The 16153-nt window shown below is 71.3% G+C and carries 14 protein-coding genes; 1 reads left to right on the top strand and 13 read right to left on the bottom strand.

Translation table 11 applies throughout. From position 1 onward, the window contains the following. Nucleotides 1–27 precede the first annotated feature (27 nt). The 8 genes from EV375_RS22615 to EV375_RS22580 all read right to left on the bottom strand — a co-directional run bounded on the left by EV375_RS22615 (nucleotide 28) and on the right by EV375_RS22580 (nucleotide 8541). A complete protein-coding gene (locus EV375_RS22615; protein WP_130301249.1) occupies nucleotides 28–1242 on the bottom strand; it encodes a M20 family metallopeptidase in 1215 nt (404 codons plus the stop codon). Continuing rightward, entirely contained in the window at nucleotides 1239–2003 is a 765-nt protein-coding gene (locus EV375_RS22610) for an amino acid ABC transporter ATP-binding protein (RefSeq protein ID WP_130301248.1), read from the bottom strand. The genes EV375_RS22615 and EV375_RS22610 overlap by 4 nt, the downstream gene beginning before the upstream one ends. After that, entirely contained in the window at nucleotides 2000–3004 is a 1005-nt protein-coding gene (locus EV375_RS22605; protein WP_130301247.1) for an amino acid ABC transporter permease, read from the bottom strand. The genes EV375_RS22610 and EV375_RS22605 overlap by 4 nt, the downstream gene beginning before the upstream one ends. Before the next feature lie 2 nt (nucleotides 3005–3006). Next, on the bottom strand, nucleotides 3007–3969 hold the full coding sequence (locus EV375_RS22600; protein WP_486588646.1) for an ABC transporter substrate-binding protein: 963 nt from the start codon (nucleotides 3967–3969) through the stop codon (nucleotides 3007–3009). A 709-nt stretch (nucleotides 3970–4678) separates the two neighbouring features. Next, complete coding sequence (locus tag EV375_RS22595; RefSeq protein WP_130302047.1) at nucleotides 4679–5386, bottom strand: class I SAM-dependent methyltransferase; 708 nt, start codon at nucleotides 5384–5386, stop codon at nucleotides 4679–4681. Between the two features lie 199 nt (nucleotides 5387–5585). Beyond that, complete coding sequence (locus EV375_RS22590) at nucleotides 5586–7226, bottom strand: GMC family oxidoreductase (RefSeq protein ID WP_130301245.1); 1641 nt, start codon at nucleotides 7224–7226, stop codon at nucleotides 5586–5588. After that, nucleotides 7223–7918 carry a DUF5987 family protein gene (locus EV375_RS22585; RefSeq protein ID WP_486588645.1) on the bottom strand — a complete coding sequence of 232 codons (696 nt, stop codon included), beginning with the start codon at nucleotides 7916–7918 and terminating at the stop codon, nucleotides 7223–7225. The genes EV375_RS22590 and EV375_RS22585 overlap by 4 nt, the downstream gene beginning before the upstream one ends. Continuing rightward, entirely contained in the window at nucleotides 7915–8541 is a 627-nt protein-coding gene (locus EV375_RS22580) for a hypothetical protein (RefSeq protein WP_130301244.1), read from the bottom strand. Before EV375_RS22580 ends, EV375_RS22585 begins: the two co-directional genes overlap by 4 nt. 333 nt (nucleotides 8542–8874) lie before the next feature. Here EV375_RS22580 and EV375_RS22575 point away from each other — a divergent pair, with 333 nt between their 5' ends. After that, complete coding sequence (locus EV375_RS22575; RefSeq protein ID WP_486588644.1) at nucleotides 8875–10269, top strand: MFS transporter; 1395 nt, start codon at nucleotides 8875–8877, stop codon at nucleotides 10267–10269. Between the two features lie 9 nt (nucleotides 10270–10278). On the opposite strand, the gene EV375_RS22570 is transcribed toward EV375_RS22575, so the two are convergent. From EV375_RS22570 to EV375_RS22550, 5 genes are all read right to left on the bottom strand, one after another. Next, entirely contained in the window at nucleotides 10279–10818 is a 540-nt protein-coding gene (locus tag EV375_RS22570) for a GNAT family N-acetyltransferase (RefSeq protein WP_130301243.1), read from the bottom strand. Nucleotides 10819–10986: 168 nt separating this feature from the next. Beyond that, entirely contained in the window at nucleotides 10987–11871 is an 885-nt protein-coding gene (locus EV375_RS22565) for a universal stress protein (RefSeq protein ID WP_130301242.1), read from the bottom strand. Between the two features lie 423 nt (nucleotides 11872–12294). Beyond that, on the bottom strand, nucleotides 12295–12936 hold the full coding sequence (locus EV375_RS22560; RefSeq protein ID WP_130301241.1) for an HNH endonuclease family protein: 642 nt from the start codon (nucleotides 12934–12936) through the stop codon (nucleotides 12295–12297). A gap of 614 nt (nucleotides 12937–13550) precedes the next feature. Further along, nucleotides 13551–14465, bottom strand: a complete 915-nt coding sequence (locus tag EV375_RS22555; RefSeq protein ID WP_130301240.1) for a peptidoglycan-binding protein — start codon at nucleotides 14463–14465, stop codon at nucleotides 13551–13553. Between the two features lie 112 nt (nucleotides 14466–14577). Next, complete coding sequence (locus tag EV375_RS22550) at nucleotides 14578–16137, bottom strand: DUF6519 domain-containing protein (protein WP_130301239.1); 1560 nt, start codon at nucleotides 16135–16137, stop codon at nucleotides 14578–14580. Nucleotides 16138–16153 lie beyond the last annotated feature (16 nt).

Here is a 16153-nt window from a genome sequence, read left to right as displayed (position 1 = left end):
ATCCCGGGACGCCTCCCTTCCTCCCTCTCAACCCCGGCCCCGGTCTCCGAGTGCCGCGATCAGCAGCGCCAGCAAGGCTGTCCGGTCGGGCACCGTGCTGGTCTCCAGCCACTCGTCCGGTGTGTGGTCGCAGCCGCCGACCGGGCCCAGCCCGTCCAGCACGGGCACTCCCGTCCCCGCGATGAGATTTGCGTCGCCGACCCCGCCGGTGGCGCAGCGGCCGAGATCGATCCCCACTTCGGTGCCGATCCGACGGGCATGCTCGTACATCTCCAGGGATGCCGGCGTCTCCTCCAACGGCGGGCACACTTCCAGCTGTTGGACGGTCACCGAGGTTCCCTCGACGCGAGGCCGTGCAGCGATCTCCTCGATTGCCGCACGCACGGCGATGATCTCCCTCCAGCGCGCGGCACGCACCTCGACGTTCAACTGCGCTTCAGGACAGACGATGTTGGTGCGCGTGCCGGCCTGCACGATACCGACGTTGACAGTCACCGCTTCCCAGCGTCCGTTCAACTCCTGCAGTTCGATGACGAGATGAGCGCACGCCAGCGCGGCGTTGGCCCCTCGTTCCGGTTCGATGCCGGCGTGAGCGGCCCGCCCTGTGACGGTGAGACGGAAGTCGGCGACGCCCTTACGGGCCGTCACCACATCGCCGTTCTCCCGCGCGCACTCCAGCGCGAGGGCGAAGTCGGCGCCCCGGGACAACGCCTCCGTGTGCGGACGGCTGGCGGGCGAGCCGATCTCCTCGTCAGGCGTGGCGAGCAGGACCAGTTCGGCGTACTCGTCGAAGCCGGAGTCGAGGAGGATTTCCAGCGCCGTCAGTCCGGCCAGCAGACCGCCCTTGTCGTCGCTGACGCCGGGCCCGTGGGCTCGGGTGCCGGTCAGTTCGAAGGGACGCTGTGCCGCGCTGCCGTCCTCGAAGACGGTGTCCATGTGTGCGACGAGCAGTATTCGGGCTCCGCCCTCCGCTCGCGTCAGGCCGCCGAGGCGGCGCGCGACCAGGATGTCGCCGAACCGCCGGCCGTCCACCGCCGGGCAGCGGATGCGGGCGACGGTGAAGCCGAGCCGCTTCAGGCGTTGCCCGGTCCAGTCGGCGACCCTGTTGATCCCGGCGGGGCTGTACGAGCCGGAGTCGATGGAGACGAGTTCGGCCAGGTCCCGCAGAAAGTCCCCGTGTCGGGCACGTGCCAGCGACAGCAGTGCGGCGGTGCGCTGCTGATGCCGCGCGAGGGCGGTCACAGGACCTTCGAGAGGAACGCCCGGGTGCGGTCCTGCTCAGGGTCGGTCAGCACTCTCCGGGGGTCTCCGGCTTCGACGACGACGCCTTCGTCCATGAAGACGGCGGTGTCGCCGACCTCGCGGGCGAAGCCGGTCTCGTGGGTGACGACCACCATCGTCATACCGTCCTCGGCGAGCTGCCGCATCACGTCGAGTACGTCTCCGACGAGTTCCGGGTCGAGTGCGGAGGTGGGCTCGTCGAACAGCATGAGTTTCGGCTTCATGGCCAACGCCCGTGCTATCGCCACCCGTTGCTGCTGCCCGCCCGAGAGCTCCGCGGGGTAGCCGCGAACCTTGTCGCCCAGGCCCACCTGTTCCAGCAGCGCGCGCGCCGTTCCCCGCGCCTCCGCACGTGTCACTCCTCTGACCTGGACGGGTGCCTCCATGACGTTCTCCTCCGCGGTCATGTGCGGGAAGAGGTTGAAGCGCTGGAAGACCATGCCGATGTCGCGGCGTCTCTCGGCGACTTCGCTTTCCCGCAGTTCGTGCAGCCGGGAACCCTGCTGCCGGTAACCGACGAGTTCTCCGTCGACGGTCAGCTTGCCGCCGTCGACCTTCTCGAGATGGTTGATGCAACGCAGAAAGGTGGACTTGCCCGAACCGGACGGCCCGAGCAGGCAGCACACCTGCCCCCGTTCCACGGTCAGGTCGATGCCCTTGAGGACTTCGAGCTTCCCGAAGCGCTTGCGCACGCCCCGGGCGTGCACCAGGGGGGTGCTCAACTCCGTACCTCCTTGCCGGTGTCCGTACCCTCTGCCTGCTCTGTCGTCGCCGCTCCCGGCGCTGCGGGGCGCCCGGCAGCGTCCCCCGTGAACAGGCGCCCCAGGAGCCCGGCCCGGTCGCTGCGCACGGTGCCGCGCCCGAAGCGTCGCTCCAGCCACGCCTGCGGCACGCTCAGCACCGACACCATGACCAGGTACCAGATCGAGGCGACCACGAGCATGGGGATGACCTGATAGTTGGCGGCATAGACGGCCTGGATGTTGGACATCAGGTCGTGTGCGTTGATGACGGAGACGAGCGCCGTCATCTTCAGCATGTTGATCGTTTCGTTGCCCATCGGCGGGATGATGACGCGCATGGCCTGCGGGAGAACGATGCGCCGCATCGTCTTGCCGGGACGCATGCCGAGCGAGTGCGCCGCCTCGGTCTGCCCGGCGTCGACCGACTGGATGCCTGCCCGGACGATCTCGCTCGCGTACGCCGCCTCGTGCAGCGCGAGTGCGAGCAGCGCGGCAAGTCCCGGGCTGAGCACGGAGTTTGTCCTGGCGGAGAAGAAGGTGACGTCCGTGAACGGGATACCGATCAGCACTATCGGATACAGGGCGGCCGCGAAGCCCCAGAAGATGATCTGCACGAGCAGGGGTGTGCCGCGGAAGAACCAGACGAACAGCCCCGATACCACCGTCAGCACAGGATTGTCCGACAGGCGCATCACCGCCAGCACGACGCCGAGCAGCACGGCGAGCAGCATCGCGCCCGCTGTCAGCCACAGCGTGGTGAACAGTCCGTCGAAGACGAGGTCCTTGAACAGGTTGTCCGCGACGATGTCCCAGCGGAGGTTCTCGTTGCGGGCCAGTGACCCCAGAAGTCCGGCGAGCGCCACCACCGCGAGGACGGCCGCGAGCAGCCTTCCCCAGTGGCGTACCCGTACGACGGTGAGTTCCCCGGCTGCCCCGGCATCCCTCGGTGGGGCGCCGGTGGGTGTGGTGGCCGTGGACATCCTCACTCCTTGCCCGCGTTGACGGTGGCCTTCTCCAGCGCGATGGACTCCGCTCCGTACTTGGCGCAGATTTTCTTCAGCGTGCCGTCGTCCATCAGTGCCTGCACGGCCTTGCGCACCGCGTCGGTGAGTTCGCGCAGCTGCTTCGAGACGGCGATGCCGTTCGGCGAGGCCCCGTAGCCTCCCTTGGCGGCGGGGTCCTCCACGACGTCGAAGGCGTTGCCCTGGTCGGCGGTCTTCGCCGTCCAGCCCGCGGCGGGCTTGGTCAGCACATCGGCGACGACCTTGCGGGAGCGCAGTGCGAGCTGGGCGTCGGAGTCCTTGGGATAGGGCTGGATGTCGATCTTCTTCTTGCCCGCCGCCCGGCACTTGCGCTGGTAGCTCCTGAGCAGGTCGAGCTGGTTCGTCGCGGCCTGAACGGCGACCCCCTCGCCGCACAGGTCGTCCAGTGTGGCGATCTTCTTGGGATTGCCGTCGGCAACCATGATCCCCGAGCCGGACACGGAGTAGTCGACGAAGTCGAGCACCGCCTGACGCTCCTTGTCGTCGGTGATGGCCGAGATGGCGACGTCGAACTTGCCTGCCTGGATGGCGGGGACGATGCCGTCGAACTTCTGCGGCTTGAAGTCGAACTTCACACCGAGCTTGGCTCCGACGGCCTGGCCGAGTTCGTAGTCGAGCCCGGTGATGGTGGTGCTGCCCTCCTTCTCGAACATCACGAAGGGCGGATAGGGCACATCCGTGGCCACGCGCACAGTGCCGGACGCCTTGATCTGCTCGGGAAGGGCGTCGTGCAGCTTGGGGTCCTTCTTCACCTTCACGCCGGCGATCGTGACGGTGGCCGGCGCACCGGGGGTCTCGTCGTCCGTCCCGCCTCCCTGGCCGCACGCGGTGAGAGCGAGGAGGGCGCCCACCGTCACGGCAGCGGCGGTCGCGGGCGAACGGGGGCGGAAGGTTGGCGTCACGGTCGATCCCCTCTCGATGAGCGCCGACGGCCGAGTCGCACCGCGGCTGGTTCCGGAGGAAATTACATGAGGCGCCATCCGCTGGCTATATGTAACGCACGACTCGAGGCGAAGGACCCCTCACCCGAGCGAGTCAGTAGCAGGCAACATCCGGATTATCCATGGCATTTGCGGGCAGTTTCCCCGGATGAGCTGTCGCTCCACCCTCAACACCACGCGAGGCCGGTGTTACATCTTGCACAGCACCGCGAACATCTGTACTTTCCCGATGCGCGGGGTTGTCCCGAACCCCGGCTCCGGCCTCCGGCCCCCAGCCCCCGGTCCCCCCGGCGGGGCCGGAGGCCGGAGCACCAAGCGGGACGGCATGCGATGGACGAAGCCGGCCCGTCACCGGGGCCGCGGCCCCGGTGACGGGCCAGTTCCTCGTTCCTGGCCGCCAGTAAGCGGATGACGATGCGCAGTTCGACCTCTCTGAAGCACGGCCGGTCGGGCGCGGGCCGGCGGCCGGCAGGCTAAGCGCCGTGGAGTCAGCCGGGCGCGGGTCACCGTGGCCGGTCCCAGGGCGACCAGGCCCTTGACCGTTGCCGCCGCCGCACCCAGCACCGCCAAGGAGGTCGCCGCCCCGCGGGCCCAGGTCACCGGTAGCCGCCCGGCCGGCCGTGACCGGCGAAGGGTCCCGCGACAGGGGTGGTCGCCCTCGGGGACCGGCTCAGCAGAACGGCCGGAACTCCTTGAAGTCCGGCTTCGGGGGCGGAGCGGGCAGCCGGTAGGCCCGGGTCCGCGGCCGGCCACTGGCCGGGTCGGTCGTACCGCCGGCCAGAGCGGCGGGCACCGGATGCCACCCCAGATTGGTCTCGAAGTACGCCGCGGCAGCGCCGACCGAGGGCCACCAGACATCGTCGAGCAGCACGAGGCCGCCGGGCCGGACGATCTCGCCCAGGAAGTGGAGGTCGACGAAGACGTTGTGGAAGTGGTGGCTGCCGTCGACGAACGCCGCGTCCGCGGCAAAGCCCACATCGGCCAACCTGGCGAGGAACCGCTGCGAGGGTTCGGTCACCAGCTCGGCGACGCCGTCCAGGCCGGCGCTGCACAGCAGTTCCCACCCCACACCGTCGTACGCCGTGTACTGGAACGGGTCGATCACCACGTGCCGTGGGGTCTGTGAACCAGCGCGCAGCAGCGCCTCGCCGATCGCCAGCGCCGAGCCGCCGTAGGCGAGTCCGATCTCGACGACCGTGCCGGCCCGCTCGTCCACCAGGACGTCACGCACCTGATCGCAGTCGCGCTCCGGCAGGGCGACGGTCGCGAAGTCCGGAGCGCCGTCGGGACTCCGCGGAGGTCCGTGCTCGGCGAGCTCGCGGCGTACGGCAGCAACTCGCTCCGGCCACTCGCCCGCGGTCCCGTCCGGTTGCACCATCGAGCTCACCAGACACACTCCTTCTTGCCGAGGCACATGACTTGGCCAACTGTGACATTCGGAGTGGTCGACCGAGGTACTCGGTCACAGCACTTCCCGGGTCGGTGGCCGAACCGGAAGAGCCCAGTCGCCCGGGGCGGCGGGCAACGCCCCGGGCGGCGTCCTCGAACCGGTTGAACATCCGAGGCGAGCGCGCGTTTCACCTTTGGTTCAGCAGCTTCAGCACCCCGCGCCGCCCGGACGTCGAGCCGTCGGGTGCGGGCGCTCCGTAGCGGACGTCCACGCCCGACTCGGCTGCCCGTTCCACGATGTGGCGGCTGGCGCGTTCGGCGAGGGCGGCGACGGTCAGGGACGGGTTGACGCACAGCGAAGTGGGGACCGCTGCTCCGTCGGTCACGAACAGGCCGGGGTGGCCGCGGAGTTCGTTGTGGTCGTCGAGCGCCGACGTGGCCGGGTCGTCGCCCATGCGGCAGGAGGAGAGGGGGTGGGCGCTGAGCGAGCCGACCACCTCGCTCCAGGGGCGCACCCGGGCCAGACCGTCGCGTTCGAGGACGGCGCGTGCCTCCTCGTCCGCAGCCTTCCAGCCGCGCAGCGTGTTGGCGGTCGGCCGGTAGCGGAGGGTGGAGAGGCCGACCGACGAGGCGACGCGGGTGAAGCTGCCCGTCGCCGGCGGCAGGCCGAACCTGCCCTCGTTGTCGTCCTCGGTCATCGCCAGGACCGACAGCCACGACCTCCAGCGCGAGCGCAGCTCCTTCTTCTCCACACCGAACCAGCCGGACTCCGGCCTGTCCGTGGCCTGGGCGAGGATGTTCGTGATGCCGGGGAAGTAGATCTGCTGGAGGGAGAAGCGGGTGAACTCCTCGGCGTCCGCGTCGAGTCGGTCGTAGGACATCGAGCCGATCGGCTTGCCGACGGGAAAGCCCTCGTACGGCGTGCCCGGGGACCGCTCGAGTCCCAGCAGTTCGCCGGCTTTCGACTCGTCCACGTCGGCGATGGAGACCCGGTCCCCGTTGCCGGAGAAGTACCGGCCCACGGCGCGCGGCATCCCGCCGAGCAGTGCGGCCGAGCGCTGGAGCAGTACCGGGGTGCCCATCGCGCCGCCGGCGAGGACCACCACCTTGGCCTCGATGGACCCGGCGCCCTGGGTGAGCCGGTAGTCGTCCGCGTCGAGAACCGTGTACGCGACCCGGTACCGGTAGCCGGGGGTGGTGGCGGGCGCGATGGCCTGCACTTCGTGCAGGGCCCGTATCTCTGCGCCGGACGCGGTGGCGGCGGGCAGGTAGTTGAGCAGCATCGAGCGTTTGGCGTCGAAGTGGCAGCCGTTCAGCATCCAGTTGCAGTTGGTGCAGCGTTCCAGGTCGACGGCGACGGGCACCGGGTTGCACGTACGGCCGGCCCGCTCGCAGGCCGCCGCGAACAGGCCGCCCGGGTAGGGCACTTGGTTCCACTGCTGCTGGGCCACGGGCAGGGTCTCCTCGACCCTGTCGTACCAGGGGTCCAGTGCGGAGCGGGTCAGGGCCCGGGGCCAGATGCGGTGACCCAGGCTTCCCTCGCGCTCGAACACGAAGCCCGGCGCCCGCAGGGAGGCGGCGAAGTAGACGACGCTGGAGCCGCCGACGCAGTTTCCCGCGACGACGGTGATGCCGTCGCCCTGCACCAGGTCGACGATCCGGGTGTAGCTGCCGATGCGCTGGTCGTGTGTGAAGTCCCGGGCCCCCAGGCGGGGTCCGCGTTCGAGCACGACGACCCGGGCGCCGCCCGCCGCCAGGTGGTAGGCGGGTATGGAGCCGCCGAAGCCGCTGCCGATGACCAGGACGTCGGTACGTTCCGTGACGCTCATGCGGGGTGGCCTCCGGCGGTGGTGTGCGGATGCTCCTTCGCGAGCCGCTTGCCGTACGAGTACGTCGGGTAGCGCCAGAGGCCGTCCGCGTCGGGCTCGGGGAAGCGCAGCCACGTCAGTCCGGGGTGGCGCCGATCGAGCGCGTCGCTGGTGTGCAGATGGGCGGCGGTGTCGAAGGCCGCCGCGCTGAACAGCGCGAGCAGCACGTAGACCTTCTGGTCGGGCCCGGCGCTGCTCAGCAGCTTGCCCGCGAGGCGGGTCCGGTCGTCGAAGTCCAGTGCGACGAACGGGGGTCGAGTGGGAAGCAGCACACGGCCTCTGACGAGGGCCCAGGCGGTGGCTTCCGCGTTCACCAGGGCCGCGAGCTCCGGGAGGAGCAATTCGACACCGAGTTCCGGGAGTTGCAGAAGCGCGACCGCTCCCGCCTGGACGGCGCCGGGCCCGGGCGCGGCGCCCGCGACGGCACGGTCGTGGGCGTGCCGCTTCTCGCCGGGGATCATGGTGTCGGCGAAGGCCTCGATCGTCGCGACCGTGTCGAGAGGGCCCAGTGCGGGGCCGGTGCCCGCCCCGGTGCTGCTGGTCCCGGTGGGTGCCGCGCCCGCCGGCGGTGCGGAGGCCGCGCCGCTGCCGACCGCGACCAGGGCCCCCGTCAGCGCCGCGACGAGCTGCCGCCGCGACGGCCGCGGGCTCACGTGCCGATCCCCACGCACGGCAGTGAGGTGGGGAGTTGGGCCGAGACGCCGCCCGCCGCCTTCTCGAGCGCGTCGGCGAGCCGCGGATCGTACGGGCGCAGCGCGGCAGCGGCCTCGTCGGGTTCCGCCGGCTGCCCCGCGACGGTCACGTTGCGCACCGACGCTCCCGCGGTGCCGGCCGACTTGTCGAACCAGTAGCTGCCGTCCCAGCCCACCAAGGTGGGTTCGCCGGGCCGCACCTGCACGCTCCAGTGGTCCAGCTGCCAGTAGCGGCAGGCCGGAACGGCGATGGCGAAGCGGGCGGGCTCGGCCAGCAGGAACCGCGCCGCGCCGCCGTTGGAGACGGTGATGTCGCGCTTGGCGTACTCGACGCACAGCGGCTCCGTCCCCAGCATGCCGAGCGGCGGTGTCTCGCCCTCGCCGAAGTGGTGGAAGGTGCAGTCCTCGGCGAAGCCGGGGTCGGTGTAGCCGCCTGCGCCGGGGGTGGTGGCGTCGGGAGTGGCGGCTCCGGGAGACGCGGCGTCGGGGGTCGCGGCTCCGGCCGGTGCCGCACCGAACGCGCCGAGCGCGGAGAGCAGCAGAACGGCCAGGCCCGTGGCAGCGGCTCGGCGGATCGACGGCATGGCAGGACCTTCTTCCCGTTCCAGCCCCGGCGGGGCTCGGTTACTGGCGGGTCACTAGCGAGGGGAATCCTGATACCCGCGGTACGGCAGCGCAAGACCCCTGCACACGCTGCTACGAAACCTCCCCGGGCCGGTCCGACGGGGACCCGGCGCGGCAGCCGGGCAACCGGACTGCCGCGGCGTGCTTTTCCGTGACCTGGACGAGCCGTGCGCGGTGAAGACCCGCAACTCGTTGCAGCAGCCGCCTCGCACCGGCGGCAGACCTTCGGCCGGGAGAGGCGCCGTGCCGAAAACGAGTTGAGGGCAGCCGAGCAGACCGCGAGGCTGACGCACATGCCAGACGCCGCCGTCCGCCGCCGTGGCCGGCGCGATCATCACCGTTCCTCCCCGGGCGGCACGCTGATTCTCGGTCTTACGGGCCACACCCTCATCGCGCATCCGAGGAGCCCTGCCCGACGAGCCCGACGAACCGGACCCGTTCGCACCCCGCGCCGTGGGGCGGGTCGACTCGGCCCGTACGCACGGCTGTTCGTCGTTCCGGGAGCTCGCGCCTTCACCGCGGGGAACCTGCTGGCCCGGCTGCCCATGGGGATGTTCGGTGTCTCCGCTGTCATCATGATCGCGGCCACACGCGACTCGTACGCGCTGGCAGGAGCCGTGAGCGCGACGGGTCTCGCCGCCACGGGTGCGGTGGGCCCGTTGACGGCGCGGCTGATCGACCGGCACGGGCAGGCACGGATCGCGCTGCCGGCGGCGCTGATCGCAGCGGCCGGGGCGGTGTCGCTCGCTGCCTGCGTACGGTTCGGGGCACCGGCCTGGACGCTCTTCGTCTCGTACGCGGCGACTGCCACCACACCGAACACCGGTGGCATGTCGCGGGCCCGCTGGGCGCATCTCTTCCGTGCGGATCCCGCCGCCCGGCACACCGCCAACTCATTCGAGCAGGCCGCCGACGAGCTGTGCTTCATGGCGGGCCCGCCCCTCGCCGCGCTGCTGTGCACCCGGCTCTTCCCGGAAGCGGGAACCCTGACGGGAGCCGCGCTTCTGCTGCTGGGAATGCTCATCTTCACGGGGCAGCGCGGCACCGAGCCGCCTGTTGCCCCGCGCGATGCCGACCGCGCCGCTCCACCGCTCCGACTGCCCGCCCTCGCACCGCTGTTGGTGACTTTTCTGTCCACTGGGGGCGTGTTCGGGGCGTTGGAGGTCGCGACGATCGCCTTCGCCGACGAGCGCGGACAACAGGGCGCCGCGGGCGCGGTGCTCGCGTGCCAGGCGCTGGGGTCGGCCGCTGCGGGCCTGCTCCTCGGTGCGCGAGGAGCGCCGGCCACGCCGCTCTACCGGCGCTTCGTGCTGTGCGTCGGCGCGATGGCCGTCCTGGCGTTGCTGCCGCTCACCGCGGCCGCCACCGGAAGCCTGGCCGTACTCGCCGTCGCGCTGCTCGTCGCCGGCATGAGCACCGCGCCGACGATGGTGACGGGCATGACGCTGATCCAGGAGACCGTCCCGGCAGCCCGGTTGAACGAGGGCATGACCTGCGCCGTGACCGCACTCCTGACCGGCGTCGCCGCCGGCTCGGCCGCCGGAGGGTGGGTGGCGGAGCACGCGCGGCACCTCTCCTGGCCCGCCACGTTCACGGTGCCGCCCGCAGCCGCCGTCCTCGCCGCGGTTGCGGCGTCCTCGGCGCTCGCGCTGTCCACATGGCGTGCGCGGACGCGGCGCGGCGGCTGAGGAGCCGTCTCAGCCGGCGTCCGGCTTCCAGTCCCGGGCAAGGAGCCCGAGCAGCACCTCGTCCAGGAACTCCCCCATCACCCAGGCCGAGGAACGCAGCACCCCCTCGCGGACGAAGCCGTTGCGCTCGGCGGAGCGCAGCATCGCGGCGTTGTCGGAGAGGGTGTCGATCTGCAGCCGATGAAGGCCGCGCACGACGAAACCGTAGTGACACAGCACCGCGACCACGTCGGTGCCGTAGCCCTTGCCGCGGCAGGACGGCAGCAGCCCCAGCCCGATGTGCGCGGACCGGTTGTGGTTGTCGATGTTCCACAGCAGCGCACTGCCGACCAGCGTGCCGCCGTCGAGCTCCACCACGGAGAACGGGACGTGCTTCTGCTCCTTGTCGTCGACGACGAACTGCGCGTCCTTCGAGCCGGGCGTGATCGGCCGCCACGGCCGCGGGTCGGCTCGCGAGGCGTTGACCACGTCGCCGTGGAGCTCGGCCTGCAGGACCGGGATGTCGTCCTCGTGCCGGGCCCTGAGCCCGACCTTGCCACCTCTGAGCATGCGAGCTTCCTATCCGGCCGTGCCGGTCGGCGGCAACCGATTTACGGACGTCGCGGTCGGCGTCAAAGGCGCCCAACTGCCGTGCATGACGCGCCGGTTCGCCTGTCCCGCGCACAAGCCCGGGGCGGCCTGCACCGGTCCTCCGCGCCGACGGCGCGCCGCATCACGTCAATGCGGGACGACCGCGACGGGGACGCGTGCGTGGTGGAGCACCGCGTGTGTGACCGCGCCGATGGGTGTGGAGGCCGGGGCCCGGTGGACACGGCGGCCGACCACCACGAGCGCGGCGTCCTGGGCGTCCTTCAGCAGGTGCCTCGCGGGCCGGCCCTGGAGTGCGCGCTCGTCCACGCGGACCCCGGGGTACTTCTCCCGCCACGGCCGCAGCGCCATGTGCAGGGCCTCGGCTCTCTCCTCACCCAGCTCGGCGGGGAGCCTGGACGGCTCGGCCGTCTGGCGCACGGCGAGCATCGTCAGCGGCATCTGCCAGCCGTGGACGATCCGGAGCCCGCAGCCCCGCCGGGCGGCCTCGTCGAAGGCGAAGGAGACGAGCTCGTCGGCCGGGCCGGGGAGATCCACGCCGAGCAGCACATTGCCCGATGCCGGCTCCGTGGACGGCGCGGAGGGCTCATGCCTCGCGGAGCGTACGAGGACGACGGGGCAGCGCGCGTGTGCGACCACGCGGAGGGCGACGGAGCCGATCAGGAACCCGGCCACGGGGTCCAGGTTGCGTGAGCCGAGGACGACCAGGTCGGAGCCGGAGGTGAGCTCGCACAGCAGCCGGTCGGGCCTCCCGGTCAGCACCTTGCGCGTCATACGCAGGCGGGGGTGCCGTTCGGCCAGCTCCTCGTCGGCCTCACGTGTGATCATCTCGCCCTGGTCGGGCACAGAGCCGAGCTGTCCGGCGGGCACCGCCGGCCCGGCGGACGGGCCGGACGCGACGACGTGCACAAGGTCGAGGACGGCTTCACGGCTCACGGCCTCGGGAGCGGCCCACCGGGCCGCGGCCCGGCTTTGCGCTGATCCGTCGAGGCCGACGACGACGGTCCCGGTCATACGTCCACCTCCGGCAGGTGAGGGCAGAGCGCGCAGCCACCTCTGAACCACTGTGGAGGCATCCGCCGCTTTTCGCACTCGGGACGGGGCCGGTCCGGCAGCGTTGCCGCGTTCGGCCCCTGATGCGACGGGACGCACACGATCGCTGCAGGCGCTGCAGGAACTGCGAGGAGCGGGGCCGGGCGCTGGGGCCCCGCTCCTCTGCTGCGGGTGGCCGGCTCATCAAGCGTGGCCGCCTGCCGGTGATCGACTTGCAAGGCGAACTGGACTGCTGCGACATGAACTTGGGCTCACTCGGGCCATGGCGGCCCTGTCCCCCGCGTACTGGACCGAGCGGCCTTCCACGGCACCCGTCCCCGACTGCCCTCCGGCTTCCGCGAGTTCAGCAGGCCGATGCGGCGCCCGGGGACGGGTGCCGTGGCGTCAGCAGCCGTTGAGGACCGAGGAGAGGGCGCTCTTCTCCGTGGAGTCGACCGTGAGTCCGTAGTGGTGCTTCACCTGGACCCAGGCGCGGGCGTAGGTGCACTGGTACGCGGTGCGGGAGGGCCACCAGGTGCCGGGGTCCTGGTCTCCCTTGGACTGGTTGACGTTGTCGGTGACGGCGAGGAGTTGAGGCCGCGTGAGGTCGTTGGCGAAGTCCTGCCGTTTGGAGGTCGACCAGTTGTAGGCCCCGGAGTCCCATGCTTCGGCGAGGGGGACGAGGTGGTCGATGTCGACGTCGGAGGCGGCGCTCCAAGTGGCGCCGTCGTAGGGGGAGTACCAGCTGCCGCTGGTGGCGGCGCAGGACGAGTCGGTGACCACGCCGCTGCCGTCGCGCTTGAGGATCGTCTCGCGGGTGTTGCAGTTGCCGCTGATGGTGATCCAGTGCGGGAAGAGGTCGCGGTTGTAGCCGTCGCGGGAGTGCTCGGTCGTGACGGTCATGGAGGAGAGGTACGAGCGGGCGGTGGAGGCGGCGATGGGGGTGGGGAGTGCGGCGTGGGCGGGGGTGATGCCGAGCAGGGTGACCGCTGTCGTACAGGCGGCTATGAGCGTGGCGAGGACGCCACGGCGTATTCGGCTGCGCATGGTTGTCGGCTCCCATGTGTTGGGGGGTGGAGCGGTGCGATTATCGTGATACTGAGTTGTCTATGCGGATAGACCTCGCACGGTGAAATTTCCGTGACAACCCGCCAACGGGCACGCGTGAGCGGTCGGTTGGTTCACCGGATGGCACGCCGCGGACGACGGCGCCGAACCGCGGCGGAGCGGCAGCACGGCCCCGCCGAGCTGCGGAGCGGGGGGCGTCACCACGGGCCGTCCGGCCGGTTCCCGGGGCCGGTCCCGTGCTTCAACAGCGCAGAAGTGACGGCGAGTTGCGTCCGGAGGGATTTTGGAGACGGCCGGCCCGGAGACCGTCCGCGCCGTCTTCAGGGCGTGCGAAGGCCAGCTTCCGGCCCGTCCGCCGAGGAAGGCGGACGGGCCGGGTGCGTCCCGGCCCGGGGCCCGGGGGTATCGGAACGCGCCGGCCAACCGGGCTTCCGCACCTGCGGCATGCAGGGCCCCGTCCACATACAGAGCCCGCGGCCTGACCGCAGGCCGCGGGCTCTGTATGTGGTTCGTGCCGGGCGGGCAGGGTGTCCGGGCCGCCCAGCGGTCGGTGCCGGCTCTCAGGAGCCGTACTCAGAGATGCTCAGAGATGCTCAGACGTTGGGGACCTTCAGCTTCTTCCAGCTGTCCGGCCCCGGGATGCCGTCCGCGTCCTTGCCGCGGTAGCCGCACTTGCGCTGCCACGCGGCGTACGAACGGCGGTCGACATCCGTCCAGCGGGGGCCCGGGCCGACCTGGTACTCGGAGCAGCCTTCCGCCACCAGCCGTTTGCCCATCGCGGTGATGACGGGGCTGACGCGTCCCTCGTGGAAGAAGTCGCTGCCGGGGAAAGGCTCGTGGGCGGGCTTGCTGCCGCCGCCACCGCCGCCGCCTCCACCGGTGCCGCCGCCACCGACCGTTCCTCCGTCGCCCGGCTTCTTCTTCAGCCGGTCGGCGATCCGTCCGCGCATGCTGTCCATCGTGAAGCCGCGCGGGTCGACCTTGCCGGGCTGCCACTCCTTGTGACCGATGACGGAGCGTTCCGTCCAGTCGTGCGCGCGGCAGATGGCGGCCGAGACGCGGGTGATGGCCTCCAGTTGCGCCTTGGGCCACGGGTCCTTGCCGTTGCCGAGGTTGATGCACTCGAATCCGTAGAAGCGCGCGTTGCCGTCGGTGTCGGCCTCGTTGTCGTGCGGGAGCTTCCGCTCGGCGATCACCGCGCTCAGGACGTCCCCGTCGCCGAGACCGGCGTGGTTGGCGCGGCCGTTGCCGACGAGCCACACCTCGCCCTCCTTGTCGATGACACCGTGGCACAGCGGCCCGGGCAGGCCCGAGCGGCCCTCGTAGCACAGCCGGACACTGCCCTCGGTGCCGGAGGTGACGGTGTGATGGATCATCACACCGTTCAGCGGGCCCCAGGCGCCCTTCGAATTGCGGTTGTGACGCCGCCAGTTGCGGACCTCGTGGACCGTGAGGCCCTCTGCCTTGAGGGCCTTCACCAAACGGTCCGCGCTCAGTGGTTTCGCCATCTCGGTATCCCCCTTCCCTGGATGCGTCGCCCTGGACGCGTCCCGTCCTCGCAGAACGTGGTGTGCCTGCTCGCTCTCTCCGTGCCGCTCTCCCGCACCGCCCCGGACCCGGTCACTGGCCGCCCGTCCCGGGGTACAGCGGAGCCGCGTCGTCCTCGGCCTGCTGCTGTGCGAGGTTCTCCTCCTCGGCCGCCCGGACCTCCAGCGCCAGCTCCTCCTCGCTCGCCGCGGGAACGGCGGAGGCCAGGGGCTTGAAGACGTACCGGAGGTCGGACGCGGTGCCCTCGCCCATCACCCAAGCCAGCGGCGCGTAGTGGACGGCGATTCCCGCCGGGTCCTGGAGCAGCGGGCGGCGGGCGGCGTCCACCGGCCACTCGACCTCGCCGTTCGCCGTGCGGGCGGGGATCAGCCAGTAGTCGCCCGTGCGGTAAGTGCCGCCCTCGGCGAAGTAGACCTCGACGCCGTCCTCGAGGGCGAGCCAGCGTCCCTCCTCGACCGGGAGGGCACCGTCGCGCAGCCGTCCCTCGTCCCCGTGCCCGCCGCCCTGGCCGTGGCCGTGGGCACGGTGGTCCCAGCGGCGCAGGAACGGGTTCTTGCCGGGCCGGTACGTCTCCGGTTCGGCGGACAGCCGCACCTGCCGGCCGGGCATGTCGACCTCCTCGATGCGCAGCAGCGGTGTCGCGTCCTGGCGGTCCGAGGTCGCCGTGTCGGTGAACTCGACGAGGTCGCCGACGTCCAGGCCGAGTGCCTTGTCGTCGCCGAGAGTGCCCAACGACGCCCAGGTGCCGTCGAGTTCATCGACGGGGAAGGTGACGGAGCCGTTCTCGCGGGACCACTTGAAGCCGGCCGTCTCCGCGTCGCCGCCCCGGTGGATCTCCACGCGGTAGAGCTGGTTCTCCGGGCCGCGGTAGCGGGCGTCGGGACGGACGAGGCAGGGTTCGTCGTCGGCACCGTCGGGGCGTTCGCTGCGGGCCGCCAGCTTCCGTGCCGAAGTGTCCCTCGCCCGGGTCCACTTGGTGAACGCCTCGCGGAGGGCGTCCTTGTCCGGCTTGTCGTCGTCCAGGTCGAGCTCGTCGCCGGGCAGGGTCCGCACCTGCCAGATCACCTTGCGCCGGGCGGCGGTGTCGGTGGTGGCGGCGCCGAGGGCCGTCTCCCTCAGGTAGGGGTCCTCGGCCGCGGTGACGGCGCGCTCCCACACCTTCAGGTAAGCCAGGTAGGGGCGCTGCGCGGGAAGCCGGTCGCCGGGGCGCTCCGGGTCCAGGTGGGCGCAGGGCTGGTCCCAGTACGTCCAACTCCCCGGCTGCTGCGGCTTCTTGCCGCCGTCTCCTTCGTCCTCGGCCTTGCCGTCCCGGTCCTTCTCGTCCGGCACGGGCACGCCCGGGTCGGGGCGGTCCGCTTCGCACAGGATGCCGTCGACGTAGTACCGGCCGGCGCCGATCTCCAGGTCGTCCAGCTCGCCGCTGCTCCCCACGAACTGGATGCGGAACCCCGCGGCGCCGGTGGGCCCGCCGTGCTGCCCGATCAGGTCGGCGGTGGTGGTGCGGGCGTGATGCAGCTGGATGGCGGCCTGCTCGTTGGCGTCGGCGTCCAGCTGGACGCGGCCCTGCTGGGCCAGGACGGCGGAGTAGTGCCGCTGCGGCCGGAAGGTGCTGCGGGACAGATCTGCGTGCATGGAAGGAATCCCCCTC

The organism is Streptomyces sp. CNZ301, assembly GCF_004217425.1.
The sequence above is the reverse complement of the archived record's forward strand: the minus strand, read 5'-3'. Positions and strand labels throughout refer to the sequence as shown.